Here is a 23,649-nt window from a genome sequence, read left to right on the forward strand (position 1 = left end):
ATTCGAGAGAATCGCGACGGATTCTGACTGTCCGCAAGGCCTGCAAGCGGTTAAACACCGCGGGTAGACTGCGCTCTCAGTCGGGCGTGTTGTTTGAGAACTCAATAGTGTGTTTGGTGGTTTTTGTTTGTTGTTGTTTTTGCCATGCCTTCGGCGCCCCGTGTTGGGGGTGTGGTGTTTTTTTGATGTCAGTTTTTGACTGATGTTTTGGGATTGTTTCCAAATGGTTTTTGTTTGGAGAGTTTGATCCTGGCTCAGGACGAACGCTGGCGGCGTGCTTAACACATGCAAGTCGAACGGAAAGGCCCCTTCGGGGGTACTCGAGTGGCGAACGGGTGAGTAACACGTGGGTGATCTGCCCTGCACTTTGGGATAAGCCTGGGAAACTGGGTCTAATACCGAATAGGACCACGCGCTTCATGGTGTGTGGTGGAAAGCTTTTGCGGTGTGGGATGGGCCCGCGGCCTATCAGCTTGTTGGTGGGGTAATGGCCTACCAAGGCGACGACGGGTAGCCGGCCTGAGAGGGTGTCCGGCCACACTGGGACTGAGATACGGCCCAGACTCCTACGGGAGGCAGCAGTGGGGAATATTGCACAATGGGCGCAAGCCTGATGCAGCGACGCCGCGTGGGGGATGACGGCCTTCGGGTTGTAAACCTCTTTCAGTATCGGCGAAGCTCCAGGATTCTTCTTGGGGTGACGGTAGGTACAGAAGAAGCACCGGCCAACTACGTGCCAGCAGCCGCGGTAATACGTAGGGTGCGAGCGTTGTCCGGAATTACTGGGCGTAAAGAGCTCGTAGGTGGTTTGTCACGTTGTCCGTGAAAACTCACAGCTTAACTGTGGGCGTGCGGGCGATACGGGCAGACTGGAGTACTGTAGGGGAGACTGGAATTCCTGGTGTAGCGGTGGAATGCGCAGATATCAGGAGGAACACCGGTGGCGAAGGCGGGTCTCTGGGCAGTAACTGACGCTGAGGAGCGAAAGCGTGGGGAGCGAACAGGATTAGATACCCTGGTAGTCCACGCCGTAAACGGTGGGTACTAGGTGTGGGTTTCCTTCCTTTAGGGATCCGTGCCGTAGCTAACGCATTAAGTACCCCGCCTGGGGAGTACGGCCGCAAGGCTAAAACTCAAAGGAATTGACGGGGGCCCGCACAAGCGGCGGAGCATGTGGATTAATTCGATGCAACGCGAAGAACCTTACCTGGGTTTGACATGCACAGGACGCCGGTAGAGATATCGGTTCCCTTGTGGCCTGTGTGCAGGTGGTGCATGGCTGTCGTCAGCTCGTGTCGTGAGATGTTGGGTTAAGTCCCGCAACGAGCGCAACCCTTGTCTCATGTTGCCAGCACGTTATGGTGGGGACTCGTGAGAGACTGCCGGGGTCAACTCGGAGGAAGGTGGGGATGACGTCAAGTCATCATGCCCCTTATGTCCAGGGCTTCACACATGCTACAATGGCCGGTACAAAGGGCTGCGATCCCGTGAGGGTTAGCGAATCCTTTAAAGCCGGTCTCAGTTCGGATTGGGGTCTGCAACTCGACCCCATGAAGTCGGAGTCGCTAGTAATCGCAGATCAGCAACGCTGCGGTGAATACGTTCCCGGGCCTTGTACACACCGCCCGTCACGTCATGAAAGTCGGTAACACCCGAAGCCGGTGGCCTAACCCTTGTGGAGGGAGCCGTCGAAGGTGGGATCGGCGATTGGGACGAAGTCGTAACAAGGTAGCCGTACCGGAAGGTGCGGCTGGATCACCTCCTTTCTAAGGAGCACCATTTTTCCCCCGTCCCCGCAACGAGTGTGGGATCAGATGGTTGGGATATTGTTCGCCGGCGCCTGTAGTGGGTTGTCGGTGGTGCAGATAGTTTCACGACAACAACAGGCTTTGAAAGATCACCAACCGGTACTGCCTCTTTTAGGGGTGGTGTCGGCCGGCGTTTGTTGGGCACACTGTTGGGTCCTGAGGCAACAGGCCTGTTTTCGCTCCTTGCGGGGGGTGGGTGTGTTGTCGCTCCATCTTGGTGGTGGGGTGTGGTGTTTGTTTTGTGGATAGTGGTTGCGAGCATCTAGCAAGCAAGGCTTGTGTCTTGTTTGTTTTTGCAATTTTTGTTTCTTGGTTTTTGTGATTTGTAAGTGTTTAAGGGCGCATGGTGGATGCCTTGGCATCGAGAGCCGATGAAGGACGTAGGAGGCTGCGATATGCCTCGGGGAGCTGCCAACCGAGCGTGGATCCGAGGATGTCCGAATGGGGAAACCCGGCACGAGTGATGTCGTGTCACCAACTGGTGAATGTATAGCCAGTGGGGAGGTAACGCGGGGAAGTGAAACATCTCAGTACCCGTAGGAAGAGAAAACAAAATGTGATTCCGTGAGTAGTGGCGAGCGAAAGCGGAGGATGGCTAAACCGTATGCATGTGATACCGGGTAGGGGTTGTGTGTGCGGGGTTGTGGGAGTGTCATGTCTGGTTCTACCTGGCCGGAGGACAGTGAGAAAGTGTTGTGGTTAGCGGAAGTGGCTTGGGATGGCCTGCCGTAGACGGTGAGAGCCCGGTACGTGAAAACCCGATACCTGTCTTGTGATGATTTCCCGAGTAGCAGCGGGCCCGTGGAATCTGCTGTGAATCTGCCGGGACCACCCGGTAAGCCTGAATACTACTCGATGACCGATAGCGGATTAGTACCGTGAGGGAATGGTGAAAAGTACCCCGGGAGGGGAGTGAAATAGTACCTGAAACCATGTGCCTACAATCCGTCAGAGCCCTCCCTTGTGGTGGGGTGATGGCGTGCCTTTTGAAGAATGAGCCTGCGAGTCACCGGCACGTCGCGAGGTTAACCCGTGTGGGGTAGCCGCAGCGAAAGCGAGTCTGAATAGGGCGTATCACATCCGTTGGGGTGTGTGTAGTGGCGTGTTGTGGACCCGAAGCGGAGTGATCTACCCATGGCCAGGGTGAAGCGCGGGTAAGACCGCGTGGAGGCCCGAACCCACTTAGGTTGAAGACTGAGGGGATGAGTTGTGGGTAGGGGTGAAAGGCCAATCAAACTCCGTGATAGCTGGTTCTCCCCGAAATGCATTTAGGTGCAGCGTTGCGTGTTTCTCACTGGAGGTAGAGCTACTGGATGGCCGATGGGCCCTACTAGGTTACTGACGTCAGCCAAACTCCGAATGCCGGTGAGTGTAAGCGTGGCAGTGAGACGGCGGGGGATAAGCTCCGTGCGTCGAGAGGGAAACAGCCCAGATCGCCGGCTAAGGCCCCAAAGCGTGTGCTAAGTGGAAAAGGATGTGCAGTCGCTTAGACAACCAGGAGGTTGGCTTAGAAGCAGCCACCCTTGAAAGAGTGCGTAATAGCTCACTGGTCAAGTGATTGTGCGCCGATAATGTAGCGGGGCTCAAGCACACCGCCGAAGCCGCGGCAATACGTAAGTATTGGGTAGGGGAGCGTCCTGCATCCGGTGAAGCCACAGAGTGATCTAGTGGTGGAGGGTGTGGGAGTGAGAATGCAGGCATGAGTAGCGATGAGGCAAGTGAGAACCTTGCCCGCCGAAAGACCAAGGGTTCCTGGGCCAGGCCAGTCCTCCCAGGGTGAGTCGGGACCTAAGGCGAGGCCGACAGGCGTAGTCGATGGACAACGGGTTGATATTCCCGTACCCGTGTGTGCGCGCCCATGATGAATCAGTGGTACTAACCACCCAAAAGGTGGTCGATCAATCCCTTCGGGGAGCGACGACTGCTGGCTGCGTGGGACCTTCGCTGGTAGTAGTCAAGCGATGGGGTGACGCAGGAAGGTAGCCGTACCAGTCAGTGGTAATACTGGGGCAAGCCCGTAGGACGTCAGATAGGCAAATCCGTCTGGCATATAGTCCGAGAGGTGATGCATAGCCGATTGCGGCGAATTCGGTGATCCTATGCTGCCGAGAAAAGCCTCTAGCGAGCTCACACACGGCCCGTACCCCAAACCAACACAGGTGGTCAGGTAGAGAATACCAAGGCGTACGAGTTAACTATGGTTAAGGAACTCGGCAAAATACCCCCGTAACTTCGGGAGAAGGGGGACCCTCATACCGTCATGGCCTTCGCGGCCGGCAGCGGGAGGGGGTCGCAGAAACCAGTGAGAAGCGACTGTTTACTAAAAACACAGGTCCGTGCGAAGTCGCAAGACGATGTATACGGACTGACGCCTGCCCGGTGCTGGAAGGTTAAGAGGACCGGTTAACCCTTCGGGGTGAAGCTGAGAATTTAAGCCCCAGTAAACGGCGGTGGTAACTATAACCATCCTAAGGTAGCGAAATTCCTTGTCGGGTAAGTTCCGACCTGCACGAATGGCGTAACGACTTCTCAACTGTCTCAACCATAGACTCGGCGAAATTGCATTACGAGTAAAGATGCTCGTTACGCGCGGCAGGACGAAAAGACCCCGGGACCTTCACTATAGCTTGGTATTGATGTTCGATGCGGTTTGTGTAGGATAGGTGGGAGACTGTGAAACTCGCACGCCAGTGTGGGTGGAGTCGTTGTTGAAATACCACTCTGATCGTATTGGACCTCTAACTTCGAACCATGAAGCTGGTTCAGGGACAGTGCCTGGTGGGTAGTTTAACTGGGGCGGTTGCCTCCTAAAATGTAACGGAGGCGCCCAAAGGTTCCCTCAACCTGGACGGCAATCAGGTGTTGAGTGTAAGTGCACAAGGGAGCTTGACTGTAAGACTGACACGTCAAACAGGGACGAAAGTCGGGACTAGTGATCCGGCACCCCCGAGTGGAAGGGGTGTCGCTCAACGGATAAAAGGTACCCCGGGGATAACAGGCTGATCTTCCCCAAGAGTCCATATCGACGGGATGGTTTGGCACCTCGATGTCGGCTCGTCGCATCCTGGGGCTGGAGCAGGTCCCAAGGGTTGGGCTGTTCGCCCATTAAAGCGGCACGCGAGCTGGGTTTAGAACGTCGTGAGACAGTTCGGTCTCTATCCGCCGCGCGCGTCAGAATCTTGAGGAAACCTGTCCCTAGTACGAGAGGACCGGGACGGACGAACCTCTGGTATACCAGTTGTTCCACCAGGAGCACGGCTGGATGGCTACGTTCGGACAGGATAACCGCTGAAAGCATCTAAGCGGGAAACCTACTCCAAGACCAGGATTCTCACCCTTTTAGAGGGATAAGGCCCCCCGCAGACTACGGGATTGATAGACCAGACCTGGAAGCACCGCAAGGTGTGCAGGGAACTGGCACTAACCGGCCGAAAACTTACCAACACAAAGAAACAAACGTGTTGCCCGCAACCACACCACAAAACACTTAAAGACCCACACCCCACCACCAAACACAAACTTGGTGACCCGAGTGAACCACCCCCACACCAGGGGGCCGTTCACCACACAGGAAAAGAAAATAGAGTTACGGCGGAAATAGCGACAGGGAAACGCCCGGTCCCATCCCGAACCCGGAAGCTAAGCCTGTCAGCGCCGATGATACTGCCCACACGGGTGGAAAAGTAGGACACCGCCGAACACAACATTAAGACCTGTGCCCCCCAAGAAATTGGGGGGCACAGGCATTTCCTGCATGTCCCAAATTTTTTGCGCGAACAGATCGCGTGAATGCGACCGTGTCAAGAGGTCGGCGATCCCCGCCGTATCCTTTTCGGTAGCACTGTTACGACCGGAGGGCGCGAGGTGGCCGAACACGGCAATGGCGGCGACGGGCCGCGGGGCGGCGGCAGGGGCGCCGGCGATGCCGGGCGACGAGGCCGGCCCGGGCAGTCCGGTGGTGGCTCGTTCCGGGGCTCCAGCGATCAGCGTCGGACGCCCCGCGGTGCGGGACCAGACCGCGATCGTCGTTCCCAGCCGCCGCGCGATCGCGATGGCAGTCCGCGGCCCTCTTGGGATCGCGACGGTAGCCCGCGGCCACCTCGGGATCGCGATGGCAGCCCACGGCCGCCTCGGGATCGCGACGGCGGCCCGCGTCCCCAGCGTGACCGCGATGGAGCCGCTCGGCCGCCGCGCGACTTCGACCGATCGTCGCGCCCGCGCCGGGACTTCGACAACACGTCGCGACCCCCGCGCCCGTCCGGCGAGGAAACGTCGCAGCGCTACGACGACCCGCCGTTGCCCGAAGGGGTCGAGCCCAAGCAGTTGGCGCCGGAAGTGCGCCGGGAGTTGAGCACGCTGAACCGGGCGACCGCCGATGCGGTGGCCTGCCACTTGGTGGCCGCCGGAATGCTGCTCGACGACAATCCCGAAGCCGCACTCCTGCACGCTAAGGCTGCCCGGTCGCGCTCGACGCGAATCACCGCGGTCCGCGAGGCCGTCGGGATCGCCGCCTATCAGTGCGGTGACTGGACGCAAGCACTGGGCGAGTTGCGGGCGGCCCGGCGGATGGGCAGCAAGTCCGCGCTGTTGCCGCTGATCGCCGATTGCGAGCGCGGCTTGGGCCGCCCCCAGCGGGCGATCGAGTTGGCCACCGGCCCGGAAGCCGAGCAGCTCGAGGGTGACGAGGCCGACGAGATGCGGATCGTCGCCGCCGGTGCTCGCGCGGACCTGGGGCAGTTGGAGCAGGCACTGACGGTGCTCTCCTCGGCGCCGACGGACCCCGACCGGACCGGCTCGACCGTGGCCCGGCTGCACTACGCGCACGGCGAGACGCTGGTGGCCCTCGGGCGCGAAGGTGAGGCGCTGGAGTGGTTCCTGCGCGCCGCGGCCGCCGACACCGAAGGTGTCACCGACGTCGAGGACCGTATCGCCGAACTCGGTGGCGGCGCGACGCTGGCCGAGGAATACGACTGCCTGCTGCTGGATCTGGACGGCACGGTGTTCCGCGGTGGTGAACCCACGGCCGGCGCTGTCGAGACCCTGGCCGAACTGCAGAGCCGAAAGCTGTTCATCACCAACAATTCGTCACGCGGCGCGGACGAGGTCGCGGCACATCTGAACCAGCTGGGCTTTACCGCCACAGGCGAGGACGTTGCCACCAGCGGCCAGATCGCGGCGGGCCTGCTGGCCGGCCAACTGCCGGCCGGGGCGCGAGTCCTGGTGCTGGGTGCGGAGTCGCTGGCCGCCGAGATCGGCGCCGTCGGTCTGGAAGCGGTGCGGTTGGCCACCGACGAACCTGCGGCCGTCATCCAGGGCCTGTCCACCGAGCTCGGCTGGGCCGATCTTGCCGAGGCCGCACTGGCGATCCGGGCCGGGGCGCTGTGGATGACCACCAACGTCGACAAGACGCTGCCGTCGGAGCGGGGTCTGCTGCCGGGCAACGGTTCGATGGTGGCGGCCCTGCGGGCCGCGACCGACGCCGAGCCGCAGGTGGCCGGCAAGCCGGGACCGGCCCTGTTGACCGCTGCGCTGACCCGCGGGGAGTTCTACGCCCCGCTGGTGGTCGGCGACCGGCTCGACACCGACATCGCCGCGGCCAACGCCGCCGCGCTGCCCAGCCTGATGGTGCTCACCGGAGTGAACTCCGCCCGCGACGCCGTCGGCGCGGTCGCCGAGCATCGGCCGACCTACCTCGGCCATGACCTGCGGGCGTTGAACGTCGGCGCCGGCAAACTGGCGATCGGCTCGCAGGCGCACTGGGACGTACAGGTGGACGGCACCACCGTCACCGTCGTCACCGGGCAACCCGAGGAAGACGGTGACGGACTGTCGATCGTCCGCGCGCTCGCAGCCGCGGTGTGGGACGCCGAGCTGGCCGGGCGCGCGTTCACCGTCGAGGCCGCCGATGACACCGCGGCGGCGGCGCTGCAACAGTGGTCCCTGCTCGGTACGTGGCCGTAAGCGGTATCGGCTAGCGTGAGTGGCACCCATGAACAGTGAGATTGAGGACGTCCGAGCACGCATTGCGGCAGTGCTGGCCGAGTTGCCCGGCGAAGCCGAGCTGGCCGACCTGCCGGCCCACAGCGATCTCAACGCCCTGGCGCAGCGGCTCGAAGAGGCCCACCAGGTGCTGGTGCGGGCGCTGGAGTCGGTAGAGAAGGGCTGAGTCAGGCATGTCGCGGCGTGCTCGGGTCGACGCCGAACTGGTCCGGCGCGGATTGGCGCGGTCTCGTCAGCAGGCCGCCGAATTGATCGATGCCGGCAAAGTCACCATCGACGGCATCCCGGCGGTCAAGTCCGCCACCGCCGTGGCGGTGACCGCGGCGCTGGCGGTGGCGGACGACGGCGAACGCAGCTGGGTGTCGCGCGGGGCGCACAAACTGATCGGCGCCCTGGACACCTTCGGTATCGCCGTGGCTGACCGGCAGTGCCTCGACGCCGGCGCCTCGACCGGCGGATTCACCGAAGTGCTGCTGGACCGGGGTGCGGCCCGGGTGGTGGCCGTCGACGTCGGCTACGGGCAGCTGGCATGGTCGCTGCGCACCGACCCGCGAGTGGTGGTCATCGAACGCACCAACGTCCGCGGTCTGACGGTCGAGGTCATCGGCGGGCCCGCGGAGCTGATCGTCGCGGACCTGTCGTTCATCTCGCTGGCCACGGTGTTGCCCGCGCTGGCTGGCTGTGCGTCACCGGACGCCGATATCGTGCCAATGGTGAAGCCGCAGTTCGAAGTCGGACGACAACAGGTCGGTTCCGGCGGTGTGGTGTCCGACCCGGTCCTGCGGGCAGACGCGGTCGTATCGGTGGCGCACCGCGCCGGGGAACTGGGGTGGGGCACCGTCGCCGTCACCGCCAGTCCATTGCCGGGACCGTCCGGCAACGTCGAATACTTTCTGCATCTGCGCGCCAGTGCTGCGCCGCTGACCGGTGACGCGTTGCGCGCCGCCGTGGAAGATGCCGTCGCGAGGGGTCCGCAATGACCAGTGGAGATCATCAACGCACCGTGCTGCTGGTGGTGCACAGCGGTCGGGAAGAGGCCACCGACACCGCCCGCCGCGTGGAGAAGGTGCTCGACGAACACGGCATCGCGCTGCGCGTGCTGACCGCGGAAGCCGTCGACAAGGGCGCGCTGCACGCGGGTGCTGACGATGGTCGCGAAGTCGGTGTCGCGATCGATCTGGTGGACCCCGACAACGGCGCTGCCGAGGGCTGCGAACTGGTGCTGGTTCTCGGCGGCGACGGGACCTTCCTGCGCGCCGCGGAACTGGCCCGCAGCGCCGACATCCCGGTACTGGGCGTCAATCTGGGCCGGATCGGGTTCCTGGCCGAGGCCGAAGCCGACACCATCGACCAGGTCCTGGACAAGATCATCGCCCGCGACTACCGGGTGGAAGACCGGATGACGCTCGACGTCGTGGTGCGCGCCGACAGCGAGATCATCGACAGCGGTTGGGCGCTCAACGAGGCCAGCATGGAGAAGGGGCCGCGGCTGGGCGTGCTGGGCGTCGTCGTGGAGGTGGACGGCCGGCCGGTGTCGACGTTCGGCTGCGACGGAGTGCTGGTATCGACCCCGACGGGATCCACCGCCTACGCGTTCTCCGCCGGGGGACCGGTGCTCTGGCCCGACCTGGACGCCATCCTGGTGGTGCCCAACAACGCTCACGCGCTGTTCGCCCGGCCCATGGTCACCAGCCCCGAATCGATCATCGCGATCGAGGTCGAAAGCGACGGCCACAACGCGCTGGTGTTCTGCGACGGTCGCCGCAAAATGCTGGTGCCCGCCGGCGGGCGCCTGGAGGTGCAACGCGGCGTCAGCCCGGTGAAGTGGGCGCGGCTGGGCCGCTCGCCATTCACCGACCGACTGGTGCGCAAATTCCGGCTGCCGGTCACCGGCTGGCGCGGACAGTGACGACGGTGCCGGCTGTTGCTTACTGAAATCCGTATCGAGTCTCTGGGCGCCATCAGCGCCGCGACCGCTGAATTCGACCGCGGACTGACCGTCCTGACCGGCGAGACCGGCACCGGCAAGACGATGGTGGTCACCGGGCTGCATCTGCTCGGTGGTGCTCGCGCCGATGCCAACCGGGTGCGTTCCGGTGCCGCCCGTGCGGTGGTGGAGGGCAGGTTCTGCACCGCCGACCTGGCCCAGGCCGCAGCCGGGCAGATCGACGAACTGCTCGAGGCGGCCGGGGCCGAGCGCGACGAGGACGGCACGGTGATCGCGGCCCGCTCGGTCAGCCGCGATGGGCCCTCGCGGGCCTACCTGGGCGGTCGCGGGGTACCGGCCAAATCGCTGACCGGTTTCACCGGCAGCCTGTTGACGTTGCACGGCCAGAACGATCAGCTGCGGTTGATGCGCCCGGACGAACAGCGTGCGGCCCTGGATCGCTACGCCGCGGTGGGTGCCCGGCTGGAGCGCTACCGCGTTGCGCGGGAGGCCTGGCAATCGGCACGACGCGAGCTGATCGAACGCCGCGACCGCGCCCGGGAACTGGCTCAGGAAGCCGACCGCCTCACCTTCGCGCTGCGCGAGATCGACGCCGTCGATCCCCGGGCCGGCGAAGACGACGCGCTGACCGCCGACATCCGGCGACTCTCCGAACTCGACGCGTTGCGCGCCGCAGCCGACGGCGCACGGGCGGCCCTGGCCGGTGCTGACGAGGCACTGGACGCAGCGGACGGGCCGAGCTCGGCAACCGATCGGCTGGGGCAGGCGAAGGCGGCGTTGAGCGGGACCGACGACACCGTGCTGCAGGCGCTGGGCGATCAGCTCGGTGAGGCGCTCACCGTAGTGGGCGACGTGGCACGCGAACTCGGCAGTTATCTCGATGATCTGCCCACCGGTGCTGACGCGCTCGATGCCAAGCTGGCTCGCCAGGCCGAGCTGCGCAGCCTGACCCGCAAGTACGCCGCCGACATCGACGGCGTGCTGGCCTGGGCGGCGCAGTCCCGGGACCGGCTGACCCAGCTCGACGTCTCCGAAGAAGCACTCGCCGAGTTGGCCCGCCGGGTCGACGCGCTGGGCGAGCAGGTGGCCAAGGCGGCCACTGACCTCAGTGCCGCGCGCACCAAGGCGGCCGGTGGATTGGCCAAGGCGGTCAGCGCCGAGCTGTCCGGGCTGGCCATGGCCGACGCCGAGTTCAGCATCGGGGTCAGCACCAGCCCGGCCGCCGCCGAGGACCCGGCCGCGTTGCGGTTGCCGTCGGGGCAGATCGTGCACGCCGGCGCCGACGGTATCGACGACGTCGAGTTCGGGCTGGCCCCGCACCGCGGCATGACGGTGCTGCCGCTGGCCAAGAGCGCGTCAGGCGGGGAACTGTCCCGGGTGATGCTGGCGCTGGAGGTGGTGCTGGCCACGTCGTCTTTGTCCGCGGCGGCGCGGCAGTCGGCTGGCACCACGATGGTGTTCGACGAAGTCGACGCCGGCGTGGGTGGACGGGCCGCGGTGCAGATCGGGCGGCGGCTGGCCCGCTTGGCCCGCACCCACCAGGTCATCGTGGTCACGCACTTGCCGCAGGTCGCGGCCTACGCCGACGTGCACCTGATGGTCGAGCCCACCGGGCGACAAGGCGCCAGCGGGGTGCGGCGGCTGGAGGACGACGACCGGGTCGGCGAGCTGGCCCGGATGCTGGCCGGGCTGGGGGAGACCGACACGGCCCGGGCGCACGCGCGAGAACTGCTGGATGCCGCGCAAGAGGATCGGGGCGCGTCCACGTAGCGCCCGGCGCGCGTCGAGCACGCTTGTGACTCGTGTGACGAAATAGAACTTCTGGGGCTGGTGTTACGGCGCGCCTCCCGCGATTCTCCCGACTTCCCGGCCAGAATCGCGCCCATGAAGATGTCTGCGCTGCTGTCTCGTAACACCGCCCGGCCTGGCCTTGTCGGTACGGCTCGGGTTGACCACGACATCGACCGACTGCTGCGCAGGGTTGGCCCCGGCGACATCGTGGTCCTCGACATTCTCGACCTCGACCGGATCACCGCCGACGCCCTGGTCGAAGCCCAGATCGCCGGCGTGGTCAACGCCTCGGCATCGATCTCCGGGCGCTACCCGAACCTGGGGCCGGAGGTGCTGGTCGCCAACGGCGTCACGCTGATCGACGAAGCCGGACCCACGGTGTTCAAGAAGATCCGGGACGGCGCCAAGATCCGCCTTCACAACGGAGCCGTGTACTCCGGCGACCGTCGGCTGGCCCGCGGCGTCGAACGCAGCGACGTCGAGATCGCCGACATGATGATCGAGGCCAAGAGCGGGCTGGTGGCCCACTTGGAGTCCTTCGCCGGCAACACCATCGAGTTCATCCGCAGCGAGAGCCCGCTGCTGATCGACGGGATCGGGATCCCCGAGATCGACGTCGACCTGCGGCGTCGCCACGTGGTGCTGGTCGGTGACGAAGCCACCGCCACCGACGACCTCAAGTGCCTCAAGCCGTTCATCAAGGAGTACCAGCCGGTGCTGATCGGCGTCGGTGCCGGAGCCGACGTGCTGCGCAAGGCCGGCTACCGCCCGCAGCTGATCGTCGGCGACCCCGACCAGATGAGCGCCGAGGTACTGCGGTGCGGCTCGCAGGTCGTGCTGCCCGCCGACGCCGACGGCCACGCACCCGGACTGGAGCGCATCCAGGACCTGGGCGTCGGTGCCATGACCTTCCCCGCGGCCGGTTCCGCAATGGACCTGGCGCTGCTGCTGGCCGACCACCACGGTGCGGCCCTGCTGGTGACCGCCGGGCACACCGCCAACATCGAGACGTTCTTCGACCGGACCCGTCAGCTGACCAACCCGTCGATGTTCATGACCCGGCTCAAGGTCGGCGAGAAGCTGGTGGACGCCCGCGCGGTCGCCACGCTCTACCGCAACCGGATCTCGGCCGGCGCGATCGCGCTGCTGGTGTTGACCATGCTGATGGCGATCATCGTCGCGCTGTGGGTGTCGCGGACCGACGCCGTGGTGCTCGAGTGGCTCGGCAACTACTGGCACGACCTGTCGCAGTGGCTGCGGCACTGGGTGACCTAATAGGGATCGACGCAAAAGGATCGGGGTCAGCACCGCCATGATCACCCCTCGCTACCACGCGATGTCGCTGACGGCAGTGCTGCTGGCACTGGTATTCGGCGTCGTCCTGGGTTCTGGACTGTTGTCGGGTCCGTTGATGGCCGGCATGCAGTCCGACAAGCAGGATCTGCGGGAGCAGATCGATGCGCTGCACGAACAGCACAACGCGCTGAGCGAAAGGCTGCGCAACGCCAACGATTTCGACGCTCAGATGGCACCCCGGATCGTGCACGACGCGCTGACCGGGAAATCCACGGTGATCTTCCGGACTCCTGACGCCGCCGACGGCGACGTCGAGGCGGTCGCGCGGATCATCGGGCAGGCCGGCGGAACCGTCACCGGAACGGTGACGCTGACGGAGCAGTTCGTCGACGGCAACGCCGAGGAGAAGCTGCGTGCCGTGCTGGAGTCCGGGATCGTGCCGGCGGGCGCCCAACTGAGCACCAGCCTGGTCGACCAGGACGCCCAGGCCGGCGACCTGCTCGGAATCGCGCTGCTGATCAGCTCGCGCCATCCCGAGCCCCCGGCTCCGCCCGTCCCCCCTGTCGATGACGCCGCCCGGGCCACCGTGCTGGCCGCGCTGCGCGACACCGGCTTCGTCACCTACGCCCAAGAGCGTTTCCCGGCCGCCAACGCCGCCATCGTGGTCACCGGCGGGGCGCTGCCCGAAGACGCCGGCACCGCCGGCTTGAGCGTGGCCCGGTTCGCCGCGGCACTGGCCCCGCACGGTGCGGCGACGGTGCTGGCCGGCCGGGACGGATCGGCGTCGGGCACGGCGGCGGTGGCCATGGCGCGCACCGACTCCGCGGTGGCCGGCACGATCAGCACCGTCGACGACGTGGACATCGAGTCGGGCCGGATCACCACCGTGATGGCAGTGAGCAGCCTGATCGGCGGCGGCCAGCCGGGCCAGTACGGCATCGGCCACGGCGCCGGGTCGGTCACCCTGGCGCAATAGCGGGACGTATCACAGGCCGTGTCCGGGCGCGGGTGGGCGTGTCTGGAGCCGAGACGCCGCGTCGATGTTAGGGTGAGATTCCGTGGGTCGGCAGGCCCTCAGTTCCTGCGCCGTCGTCACGGAGGTTGGTTTTGCCACCATTGCGCAAGCATCCCCAAACCGAGCCGAAGCATCTCTTCGTCACCGGTGGAGTTGCTTCCTCGTTGGGTAAAGGTCTGACTGCAAGCAGCTTGGGCCAGTTGCTGATAGCCCGCGGACTGCAGGTCACTATGCAGAAGCTGGACCCCTATCTCAACGTTGACCCTGGAACGATGAATCCGTTCCAGCACGGCGAGGTGTTCGTCACCGAGGACGGTGCCGAGACCGATCTCGACGTCGGTCACTACGAGCGATTCCTGGACCGCGACCTGTCCGGTTCGGCGAATGTGACCACCGGCCAGGTGTATTCGACGGTCATCGCCAAGGAACGCCGCGGCGAATACCTCGGCGACACCGTGCAGGTGATCCCGCACATCACCGACGAGATCAAGCGCCGCATCCTGGCCATGTCGGAGCCCGACGCCGACGGCGTGCGCCCCGACGTGGTGATCACCGAGATCGGCGGCACCGTTGGAGACATCGAGTCGCAGCCGTTCCTGGAAGCCGCCCGGCAGGTCCGCCACGACGTGGGCCGCGACAACGTGTTCTTCCTGCACGTGTCGCTGGTGCCGTATCTGGCCCCGTCCGGCGAGCTGAAGACCAAGCCCACCCAGCACTCGGTGGCCGCGCTGCGCAGCATCGGTATCACCCCCGACGCGCTGATCCTGCGTTGCGACCGCGAGGTGCCCGAGGCGCTGAAGAACAAGATCGCGCTGATGTGCGACGTCGACGTCGACGGGGTGATCTCCACCCCGGACGCACCCTCGATCTACGACATCCCCAAGGTGCTGCACCGCGAGGAGCTGGACGCCTACGTGGTGCGCCGGCTCAACCTGCCGTTCAAGGACGTCGACTGGACCGAGTGGGACGAGCTGCTGCGCCGCGTCCACGAACCCCACGAGACCGTGCGAATCGCCTTGGTGGGCAAGTACATCGACCTCTCGGACGCGTATCTGTCGGTGACGGAGGCGCTGCGGGCCGGCGGCTTCACTCATTTCGCGAAGGTCGAGATCCACTGGGTGGCCTCCGATGCGTGCGAAACCCCGGCCGGCGCTGCCGCCGCGCTGGGGGAGATGCACGGGGTGCTGATCCCCGGCGGGTTCGGGATCCGGGGCATCGAGGGCAAGATCGGCGCCATCGCCTACGCCCGCACCCACGCGCTGCCGGTGCTGGGACTGTGCCTGGGGCTGCAGTGCATCGTGATCGACGCGGCCCGCACCGCCGGGGTCACCCAGGCCAGCTCGGCGGAGTTCGACCCCGACACCCCCGACCCCGTCATCGCGACCATGGCCGACCAGCAGGAGGCGGTTGCCGGAACGGCAGACCTGGGCGGCACCATGCGGTTGGGTGCCTATCCCGCAGTGCTGGAAGCGGATTCGATTGTGGCTGAGGCCTATCAGGCCACCGAGGTCTCCGAGCGGCACCGGCACCGTTTCGAGGTCAACAACGCCTACCGCGACCGGATCGCCGAGAGCGGGCTGCGGTTCTCCGGCACCTCCCCGGACGGCAAGCTGGTGGAGTTCGTCGAGTACCCCCGCGAGGTGCACCCGTTCCTGGTGGGCACCCAAGCGCACCCGGAGCTCAAGAGCAGGCCCACTCGGGCGCATCCGCTGTTCGCCGCCTTCATCGGTGCGGCGATGGACTACAAGGCCGCCGAGCGCCTGCCGGTGGAGATCCCCGAGCACGCCCACGAGCCCCACGCCGCTGATCACGATGACGCCCAGAACGGAGCCGAGGGGCACGGCGGCAGTGCCCAGCCGTTGACCGACCCACTGCAAGAAGCGCTGCCGGAACACGTCACCCGTGGCTGACCACGTCTTCGAGACCACGGCGTCGCAGCTGCTGCACAGCGGCAAGATCTTTGCGCTGCGCCGTGACGAGGTCTTGATGCCGGGTGGCGCGACGGCCACCCGGGATGTGGTGGAGCACTTCGGGGCGGTGGCAGTGGTCGCCGTGAACACCGACGGCCGAATCCCGCTGATCTACCAGTACCGCCACGCGCTGGGCCGGCGGCTGTGGGAGCTGCCCGCCGGCCTGCTCGATGTCGGTGGCGAGCCGCCGCACGTCACGGCCGGTCGCGAGCTGGTGGAGGAGGCCGGTCTGACCGCGACCACCTGGCAGGTTCTGGTGGACCTGGACTCCACGCCGGGCTTTTCCGATGAGTCGGTGCGGGTGTATCTGGCCACCGGCCTGACCGAGGTGGGCCGCCCGGAGGCCCACGACGAAGAGGCCGATCTCACGTGTGAGTGGTATTCGCTCGCCGAGGCGGCCCGGATGGTGTTCTCCGGCGAGATCGTCAATGCCATTGCGGTGGCGGGGATCTTGGCCGCTTTTGTGCACAGTCAGGGCTTCGCCGAGCTGCGTGACACCGACGCCGAGTGGGTCGATCGGCCCAAGGCGTTTGCCGCCAGGCAGAACCGGCCATGACCGCGGCGACCCAGCCGGTGGGTCCGCTGGGCGGGCAGTTGCAGGGGTATCTGGACCACCTGACCATCGAGCGCGGGGTCGCGGCCAACACGTTGAGTTCCTATCGGCGCGACCTGCGCCGCTACCGCGAGCATCTGCTGGCCCGCGGGATCGAAGATCTGGCCGGCGTCGGCGAAGGTGACGTCACCGAGTTTCTGGTGGCGCTGCGTCGCGGCGACCCCGACAACGGCGTGCCGGCACTGTCGGCGGTCTCGGCGGGGCGCGCACTGATCGCGGTGCGCGGACTGCACCGGTTCGCCGCCGCCGAGGGGATGGTGGCGGCCGACGTGGCGCGCTCGGTCAAGCCGCCGACACCGGGGCGGCGCCTGCCCAAGAGCCTGACCGTCGACGAGGTCGCGGCGCTGCTGGCCGGCGCAGGCGGCGACAGCGAGTCTGACGGACCGCTGACGCTGCGCAACCGCGCCCTGCTGGAGATGTTGTACTCCACCGGATCTCGCATCTCGGAGGCCGTGGGAATGGACATCGACGATATTGATGTTCAGGACAGGTCGGTGCTGTTGCGCGGCAAGGGCGGCAAGCAGCGATTGGTGCCGGTCGGCCGGCCGGCGGTCGCGGCGCTGGACGCCTACCTGGTGCGGGGCCGTCCGGATCTGGCCGGCCGCAGCCGCGGCACCGCGGCGGTGTTCCTCAACGCCCGCGGTGGGCGGCTGTCGCGGCAGAGCGCCTGGCAGGTGCTGCAGGACGCCGCCGAACGGGCCGGGATCACCGCCAAGGTGTCACCGCACACGCTGCGGCACTCGTTCGCGACCCATCTGCTCGACGGCGGCGCCGACGTGCGGGTGGTGCAGGAGCTGCTCGGCCACGCCTCGGTGACCACCACCCAGATCTATACGTTGGTGACCGTCAACGCCCTACGCGAGGTGTGGGCCGGCGCCCACCCCCGCGCGCGCTAGGGTCCCTTTCCGCCGAGCAGACGCGAAAGCCCCCAAGAAGGACCCCTCAGAGGGGGTTTTCGCGTCTGCTCGCCGAAAGTCGCGCCCAGCTATCCGCCCAGGTAGGTCGACTCGAGCACCAGGTCGTGCAGCAGGCTCTGATACTCCACGTGGGTGCGGTGCTCGGTGGTGTCCCACCGCGAACCCTGCTGGGCCTGCATGTACTCGCGGTAGCGCGGCGCACCCGGCAGCTTGACGTTGTCGGCCACCACCACCGCCCCCGGATGCAACCAGCCCCGGTCGAGGATGGCCTGCAGGTCGGGCAGGTAGGCGTCCTTGTCGTGGTCGATGAACAAGAAGTCCAGCCCGCCGGCGGCAAAGCCGTGCTTGGCGGTCAAGGTGTCCAGCGTGCGACCGCCGTCGCCGATGGTGCCCACCACACAGGTCACCCGGTCGGCCACTCCCGCGTGCGCCCAGATCCGCCGGGCGTTGGCGGCGTTGGCCTCGGCCAACTCGATCGAGTAGACCCGCGCCGACGGTGCCGCGCGCGCGATCCGCAGCGCGCTGTAGCCGCAGTAGGTGCCCAGCTCCAGCGCCAGCGCCGGATTGACCCGCTGCACCGCGGCGTCGAGCAGCAGGCCCTTCTCGTCGCCGATATTGATCAGCAAAGACTTCTCGTAGGCGAACTCGTCGATTCGGGCGAGCACGTCGTCGATGTCGCCGGCCCGGGCGTTGGCCAGCACGAAGTCGACCGCTGCGGCCTCGCGGCCGTCGCCGATCTGGCCCGTCGTGACGATGTTGCGCGCACCGGTGGCCATCCGCAGGAACGACCACCGCAGGAAGGGGAGACGTCGTTTGAGGCTCATGGATGCGATCCTATGGCCGGCGGCGCCGCAATCACTGGTCATGTGGCTAATACAAGAGCCGGTCACCTATTAGACTTCTGCGGATGTCCGCCACCACAACGCCGGTTCGGCCATGAGCGACGACGACACTCCCGACGTCGGCTTGACCGGACGTCCGCCGCGGAATATCCCCGAGCCGCAGCCCCGTTCGACGCACGGGCCGGCCAAGGTCATCGCGATGTGCAACCAGAAGGGCGGCGTCGGCAAGACGACCTCCACCATCAACCTCGGGGCCGCGCTGGCCGAGTACGGCCGCCGGGTGCTGCTGGTCGACCTGGACCCGCAGGGCGCGCTGTCGGCGGGCCTGGGGGTACCGCACTACGACCTCGCGCACACCGTGCACAACCTGCTGGTCGAACCGCGGGTCGGTATCGACGACGTGCTGGTGCAGACCTCGGTGGAGAATCTGGACCTGGTGCCCTCCAACATCGACCTGTCCGCGGCCGAGATCCAGCTGGTCAACGAGGTGGGGCGCGAGCATTCCCTGGCGCGGGCACTGACCCCGGTGCTGGACCGCTACGACTACCTGTTGATCGACTGCCAGCCGTCGCTGGGCCTGCTCACCGTCAACGGCCTGGCCTGCGCCGACGGCGTGGTGATCCCGACCGAATGCGAATACTTCTCGCTGCGCGGCCTGGCACTGCTGACCGACACCGTCGACAAGGTCCGCGACCGGCTCAACCCGAAGCTGGAGATCAGCGGCATTCTGCTGACCCGTTACGACCCGCGCACGGTCAACTCCCGCGAGGTGATGTCGCGAGTGGTGGAGCGCTTCGGCGACCTGGTGTTCGACACCGTCATCACCCGCACCGTGCGCTTCCCCGAGACCACCGTCGCCGGCGAGCCCATCACCACCTGGGCGCCGAAGTCCGGCGGCGCGCAGGCCTATCGTGCGTTGGCCCGCGAAGTCATTGACCGATTCGGCGCGTGAACGCCGACACTGAGACGGCCGACGCCCCCGCTGATGCAAGCGGCTTCCAGGTCCGGCTGACCAACTTCGAGGGTCCGTTCGACCTGCTGCTGCAGCTGATCTTCGCGCACCGGCTCGACGTCACCGAGGTGGCGCTGCACCAGGTCACCGACGACTTCATCGCCTACACCCGCGACGTCGGCGCGCAGCTGGAGCTCGAAGAGACCACCGCCTTTCTGGTGATCGCCGCGACGCTGCTCGACCTCAAGGCGGCCCGGCTGCTGCCGGCCGGTCAGGTCGACGACGAAGAAGACCTGGCACTGCTCGAGGTCCGTGACCTGCTGTTCGCGCGGCTGCTGCAATACCGGGCGTTCAAGCACGTCGCGCAGATGTTCGCCGAGCTGGAAGCCGCCGCGCTGCGCAGCTACCCGCGTGCGGTGTCGCTGGAAGACAACTTCGCCAACCTGCTTCCCGAAGTGATGATCGGTGTCGACGCCGAGTCGTTCGCCCAGATCGCGGCGGCCGCGTTCACCCCGCGCCCGGCCCCGGTGGTGGGCCTCGAGCACCTGCATCAGGTGATGGTGTCGGTTCCCGAGCAGGCCGGTGTGGTGTTGCGGCTGTTGGAGGCCCGCGGCACGGGGCAGTGGGCGTCGTTCTCCGAACTGGTCGCCGACTGCTCGATGCCGATCGAGATCGTCGGCCGCTTCCTGGCGCTGCTCGAACTGTATCGGGCCCGGGCGGTAGCATTTGAGCAGTCAGAACCACTTGGTGTGCTCCAGGTGTCGTGGACCGGGGAGAGTCCCACCTCGGGAGAGCTAGTAGACCTGGTGAAAGCAGAATCGGCCGAGTAGTGCGAGACGAATTGATGACTGACCACATGCCCGACTCCGAAGTGGCGGAGGATTTCGAGGCACCTGAGGGACCTGAGGCACCTGAGGCTGCCGACGCTGTGGAAGACCACGAAGACCACGAAGGCGCCGAGGAATCCGCCAGCCCGTCGGGCTCCAATCTGGGTATCGACGTCGCCCTGGCACCCGAACTCGAGGACGCCGAGCTGGGATCGGTGCTCGAGGCGCTGCTGCTGGTCGTGGACACCCCGGTGGCCGTGGAGGCACTGGCGGCCGCCACCGATCAACCGGTCTACCGGATCACCGCCAAGCTGCGGACGATGGCCGACGAGTTCACCGAACGCGACAGCGGCATCGACTTGCGCGAGGCCGGCGGCGGCTGGCGGCTGTACACCCGCGCCCGATTCGCACCGTACGTGGAGCGGCTGCTGCTCGACGGCGCCCGCTCCAAGCTGACTCGTGCGGCGCTGGAGACGCTGGCCGTGGTGGCCTACCGCCAGCCCGTGACGCGAGCCCGCGTCAGCGCGGTGCGCGGCGTCAATGTCGATGCGGTGATCCGAACCCTGGTGGCGCGCGGCCTGATCACCGAGGCGGGCACCGATCCCGACTCGGGTGCGGTGACGTTCGCGACGACTGAGTTGTTCCTGGAGCGATTGGGCCTGTCGTCGCTGACCGACCTGCCCGACATCGCCCCCCTGCTGCCCGACGTCGACGTGATCGACGACTTGAGTGAAAGCCTGGATAGTGAACCGCGTTTCATGAAACTCGGCGGTGCGCCGGCGAGCGATCAGCCGCTGGCCTTCGATGTGGACCACCTCTGATGGCGTGGCCGGACGAAGAACAGGACGGCGTGCGCCTGCAGAAGGTGCTGTCGCAGGCCGGGGTCGCCTCGCGGCGCGTTGCCGAGCGGATGATTCGCGACGGCCGGGTCGAAGTGGACGGTCAGGTGGTGACCGAACTGGGCACCCGCGTGGACCCGTCCTCCGCGCTGATCCGGGTCGACGGGGCCCGGGTGACCGTCGACGACACCCGCGTCTACCTGGCGCTGAACAAGCCGCGCGGCGTGCATTCGACCATGTCGGACGACCGCGGACGGCCGTGCATCGGCGACTACGTCGAGCACCGAGTTCGCGGTGACGCCAAGCTGTTTCACGTCGGGCGCCTCGATGCCGACACCGAGGGCCTGATGCTGCTGACCAACGACGGCGAATTGGCGCACCGGCTGATGCACCCGTCGTATCAGGTGCCCAAGACCTACATCGCCACCGTGGTGGGCGCCATCCCACGCGGGCTGGGCAAGAAGCTGCGCGAGGGTGTCGAACTCGACGACGGCCCGGCGAAAGTCGACGACTTCGCAGTGGTCGACACCGTGCCCGGCAAGTCGCTGGTTCGGGTCACCCTGCACGAAGGCCGCAAGCGGATCGTGCGGCGGATGCTGGCGGCAGTCGGATTTCCGGTCCAGGAGTTGGTGCGCACCGACATTGGCGCCGTTGAACTGGGGGAGCAGCGCCCCGGCAGCATCCGGGCGTTGACCCGCAAGGAAGTCGGCGAACTGTATAAGGCAGTCGGTCTGTGAGCGCGGGTCGCGCGGCCGTGGTCGCCATCGACGGGCCGGCCGGAACCGGAAAGTCCACGGTCGCCCGGGGTTTGGCGGCGGCGCTGGGATCACGCTATCTGGACACCGGCGCGATGTACCGGGTCGTCACGCTGGCGGTGCTGCGTTCCGGCGTTGCGCTTGATGACATCGACGGCATCGGCGCGGTCGCACAGGGCGTCGAGGTCTCGGTGGACTCTCAGCCCGAGGGAGACCGCGCTTTCCTTGGCGACGAAGACGTTTCGGATGAGATCCGCGGCGACGAGGTGACCCGCGCGGTGTCGGCGGTGGCCGCGGTTCCCGCGGTGCGCACCCGGTTGGTCGCGCTGCAGCAGCAGTTGGCGGGCCAAGGCGGCGGCGTGGTGGTGGAAGGCCGCGACGTGGGCACCGTGGTGTTGCCCGACGCCGACGTGAAGATCTTCCTGACTGCCTCGGCCGAGACCCGGGCCCAGCGGCGCAATGACCAGAACATCGCAGCAGGGCTGCGCGACGACTACGCCGGCGTGCTGGCCGACGTGTTGCGCCGCGACGAGTTGGATTCCACGAGGGCGGTGTCGCCGCTGCGGCCCGCCGACGACGCGGTGATCGTGGACACCGGAGACATGACCCAGGAGCAGGTGGTCGACCATCTGCGTGACCTGGTCGAGCAGCATTGCGGGGCGATCCGATGAGTGACGGAACCTGGGTCGACGAAAGCGACTGGGAGATCGGCGAAGACGGCGGTTTCGACGATCTGGTCGAGGACTCCGGCCCACCGCCGGTGGTGGCCGTGGTGGGCCGTCCCAACGTCGGCAAGTCGACGTTGGTCAACCGGATCCTGGGCCGGCGCGAAGCGGTGGTGCAGGACCTGCCCGGGGTGACTCGTGACCGGGTGTCTTATGACGCGTTGTGGACCGGCCGGCGCTTCGTGGTGCAAGACACCGGCGGCTGGGAACCCGACGCCAAGGGTCTGCAACAGTTGGTGGCCGAGCAGGCCGCGGTGGCGATGCGTACCGCCGACGCGGTGATCTTGGTGGTGGACGCGGTGGTGGGCGCCACCGCCGGCGACGAGGCCGCCGCGCGGATTCTGCGCCGATCCGGCAAGCCGGTGTTCTTGGCGGCCAACAAGGTTGACAGTGAGCGGGCCGAATCCGACGCGGCAGCACTGTGGTCGCTGGGAATCGGCGAGCCGTTCAGCATCAGTGCGCTGCACGGGCGCGGCGTGGCCGACCTGCTCGATGAGGTGATCGCCAAGCTGCCCGAAGTGGCCGAAACCGCCGGCGGTGGGGGCGGTCCGCGCCGGGTGGCCTTGGTGGGCAAGCCCAATGTGGGCAAGAGTTCGCTGCTGAACCGGCTGGCCGGCGATGAGCGTTCGGTGGTGCACGACGTGGCCGGCACGACCGTCGACCCGGTCGACTCGCTGATCGAGATGGACGGCAAGATCTGGCGTTTCGTCGACACCGCCGGGCTGCGCCGCAAGGTGGGGCAGGCCAGCGGCCACGAGTTCTACGCCTCGGTGCGCACTCACGGGGCTATCGACGCCGCCGAAGTGGTGATCGTGCTGGTCGATTCGTCGTTGCCGCTGACCGAGCAGGATCAGCGGGTGATCTCGATGGTGGTCGAGGCGGGCCGGGCGGTGGTGCTGGCCTACAACAAGTGGGATCTGGTCGATGAGGACCGGCGTTACGTGCTGGACAAAGAGATCGATCGGGACATGGCCCGGCTGGCGTGGGCCCCGCGGGTCAACATCTCGGCCAAAACTGGTCGCGCCGTGCAGAAGTTGGTGCCCGCGCTGGAGACCTCGCTGGCGTCCTGGGACAAGCGGATCTCCACCGGCCAGCTCAACAACTGGCTCAAAGAGGTGGTCGCCGCGACGCCGCCGCCGGCGCGGGGCGGCCGCGCGCCGCGCATCCTGTTCGCCACCCAGGCGACCTCGCGTCCGCCGACGTTTGTGTTGTTCTCGTCGGGATTTTTAGAGGCCGGTTACCGCCGGTTCCTGGAGCGGAAACTGCGTGAGACGTTCGGATTCGAGGGCAGCCCGATCCGCATCAATGTGCGGGTGCGAGAGAAGCGCGGCCCCAAGCGTTCTCGCTGACT

17 protein-coding genes, 3 rRNA genes and 1 pseudogene are annotated in these 23,649 nt (G+C 66.3%); 20 read left to right on the plus strand and 1 reads right to left on the minus strand.

Annotated elements, in window-relative coordinates:
- Nucleotides 1-231: 231 nt before the first annotated feature.
- From MJO54_RS10615 to xerD, 14 genes and pseudogenes are all read left to right on the plus strand, one after another.
- A 16S ribosomal RNA gene (locus MJO54_RS10615) occupies nucleotides 232-1,766 on the plus strand.
- A 365-nt stretch (nucleotides 1,767-2,131) separates the two neighbouring features.
- Nucleotides 2,132-5,252: ribosomal RNA gene (locus tag MJO54_RS10620) — 23S ribosomal RNA — on the plus strand.
- A gap of 143 nt (nucleotides 5,253-5,395) precedes the next feature.
- Nucleotides 5,396-5,508: ribosomal RNA gene (gene rrf, locus MJO54_RS10625) — 5S ribosomal RNA — on the plus strand.
- Together the 16S, 23S and 5S rRNA genes form the textbook arrangement of a ribosomal RNA operon.
- Before the next feature lie 518 nt (nucleotides 5,509-6,026).
- Nucleotides 6,027-6,749, plus strand: a pseudogene (locus MJO54_RS10630) (tetratricopeptide repeat protein); the annotation flags it as partial.
- A 36-nt stretch (nucleotides 6,750-6,785) separates the two neighbouring features.
- Complete coding sequence (locus tag MJO54_RS10635) at nucleotides 6,786-7,769, plus strand: HAD-IIA family hydrolase (protein WP_350355701.1); 984 nt, start codon at nucleotides 6,786-6,788, stop codon at nucleotides 7,767-7,769.
- A 28-nt stretch (nucleotides 7,770-7,797) separates the two neighbouring features.
- A complete protein-coding gene (locus MJO54_RS10640; RefSeq protein WP_165604596.1) occupies nucleotides 7,798-7,974 on the plus strand; it encodes a hypothetical protein in 177 nt (58 codons plus the stop codon).
- A gap of 7 nt (nucleotides 7,975-7,981) precedes the next feature.
- Nucleotides 7,982-8,788 carry a TlyA family RNA methyltransferase gene (locus MJO54_RS10645; protein WP_240175899.1) on the plus strand — a complete coding sequence of 269 codons (807 nt, stop codon included), beginning with the start codon at nucleotides 7,982-7,984 and terminating at the stop codon, nucleotides 8,786-8,788.
- Complete coding sequence (locus tag MJO54_RS10650) at nucleotides 8,785-9,717, plus strand: NAD kinase (protein WP_240175900.1); 933 nt, start codon at nucleotides 8,785-8,787, stop codon at nucleotides 9,715-9,717. Before MJO54_RS10645 ends, MJO54_RS10650 begins: the two co-directional genes overlap by 4 nt.
- A gap of 15 nt (nucleotides 9,718-9,732) precedes the next feature.
- A complete protein-coding gene (gene recN, locus MJO54_RS10655) occupies nucleotides 9,733-11,526 on the plus strand; it encodes a DNA repair protein RecN (protein WP_046286775.1) in 1,794 nt (597 codons plus the stop codon).
- A 114-nt stretch (nucleotides 11,527-11,640) separates the two neighbouring features.
- Entirely contained in the window at nucleotides 11,641-12,822 is a 1,182-nt protein-coding gene (gene steA, locus MJO54_RS10660; RefSeq protein ID WP_105294878.1) for a putative cytokinetic ring protein SteA, read from the plus strand.
- 37 nt (nucleotides 12,823-12,859) lie between these two features.
- Complete coding sequence (locus tag MJO54_RS10665) at nucleotides 12,860-13,819, plus strand: copper transporter (RefSeq protein WP_046285720.1); 960 nt, start codon at nucleotides 12,860-12,862, stop codon at nucleotides 13,817-13,819.
- 140 nt (nucleotides 13,820-13,959) lie between these two features.
- A complete protein-coding gene (gene pyrG / locus MJO54_RS10670; protein ID WP_046285719.1) occupies nucleotides 13,960-15,768 on the plus strand; it encodes a CTP synthase in 1,809 nt (602 codons plus the stop codon).
- A complete protein-coding gene (locus MJO54_RS10675) occupies nucleotides 15,761-16,384 on the plus strand; it encodes an NUDIX domain-containing protein (protein WP_065153508.1) in 624 nt (207 codons plus the stop codon). The genes pyrG and MJO54_RS10675 overlap by 8 nt, the downstream gene beginning before the upstream one ends.
- A complete protein-coding gene (gene xerD, locus MJO54_RS10680; protein ID WP_064889013.1) occupies nucleotides 16,381-17,337 on the plus strand; it encodes a site-specific tyrosine recombinase XerD in 957 nt (318 codons plus the stop codon). Before MJO54_RS10675 ends, xerD begins: the two co-directional genes overlap by 4 nt.
- A gap of 89 nt (nucleotides 17,338-17,426) precedes the next feature.
- On the opposite strand, the gene MJO54_RS10685 is transcribed toward xerD, so the two are convergent.
- On the minus strand, nucleotides 17,427-18,182 hold the full coding sequence (locus tag MJO54_RS10685; protein WP_065039238.1) for an O-methyltransferase: 756 nt from the start codon (nucleotides 18,180-18,182) through the stop codon (nucleotides 17,427-17,429).
- Nucleotides 18,183-18,294: 112 nt separating this feature from the next.
- Between MJO54_RS10685 and MJO54_RS10690 the strand changes: the two genes are divergently transcribed.
- From MJO54_RS10690 to der, 6 genes are read left to right on the plus strand one after another with little or no spacing between them, the layout of a single operon-like run.
- Nucleotides 18,295-19,152: a ParA family protein gene (locus tag MJO54_RS10690; RefSeq protein ID WP_024442037.1), complete on the plus strand. Its 858-nt coding sequence runs from the start codon at nucleotides 18,295-18,297 to the stop codon at nucleotides 19,150-19,152.
- The gene (locus MJO54_RS10695) at nucleotides 19,149-19,982 is read left to right on the plus strand and encodes a segregation/condensation protein A (protein ID WP_046285715.1); all 834 of its coding nucleotides are present in this window, start codon (nucleotides 19,149-19,151) and stop codon (nucleotides 19,980-19,982) included. The genes MJO54_RS10690 and MJO54_RS10695 overlap by 4 nt, the downstream gene beginning before the upstream one ends.
- A gap of 14 nt (nucleotides 19,983-19,996) precedes the next feature.
- A complete protein-coding gene (gene scpB / locus MJO54_RS10700) occupies nucleotides 19,997-20,800 on the plus strand; it encodes an SMC-Scp complex subunit ScpB (protein ID WP_082957329.1) in 804 nt (267 codons plus the stop codon).
- On the plus strand, nucleotides 20,800-21,555 hold the full coding sequence (locus MJO54_RS10705; RefSeq protein ID WP_064889015.1) for a pseudouridine synthase: 756 nt from the start codon (nucleotides 20,800-20,802) through the stop codon (nucleotides 21,553-21,555). Before scpB ends, MJO54_RS10705 begins: the two co-directional genes overlap by 1 nt.
- A complete protein-coding gene (gene cmk, locus MJO54_RS10710; RefSeq protein ID WP_046285713.1) occupies nucleotides 21,552-22,244 on the plus strand; it encodes a (d)CMP kinase in 693 nt (230 codons plus the stop codon). The genes MJO54_RS10705 and cmk overlap by 4 nt, the downstream gene beginning before the upstream one ends.
- Nucleotides 22,241-23,647 carry a ribosome biogenesis GTPase Der gene (der, locus tag MJO54_RS10715; RefSeq protein WP_240175901.1) on the plus strand — a complete coding sequence of 469 codons (1,407 nt, stop codon included), beginning with the start codon at nucleotides 22,241-22,243 and terminating at the stop codon, nucleotides 23,645-23,647. The genes cmk and der overlap by 4 nt, the downstream gene beginning before the upstream one ends.
- Nucleotides 23,648-23,649: the final 2 nt, after the last annotated feature.

Source organism: Mycolicibacter virginiensis, from assembly GCF_022374935.2.
Classification (GTDB): domain Bacteria; phylum Actinomycetota; class Actinomycetes; order Mycobacteriales; family Mycobacteriaceae; genus Mycobacterium; species Mycobacterium virginiense.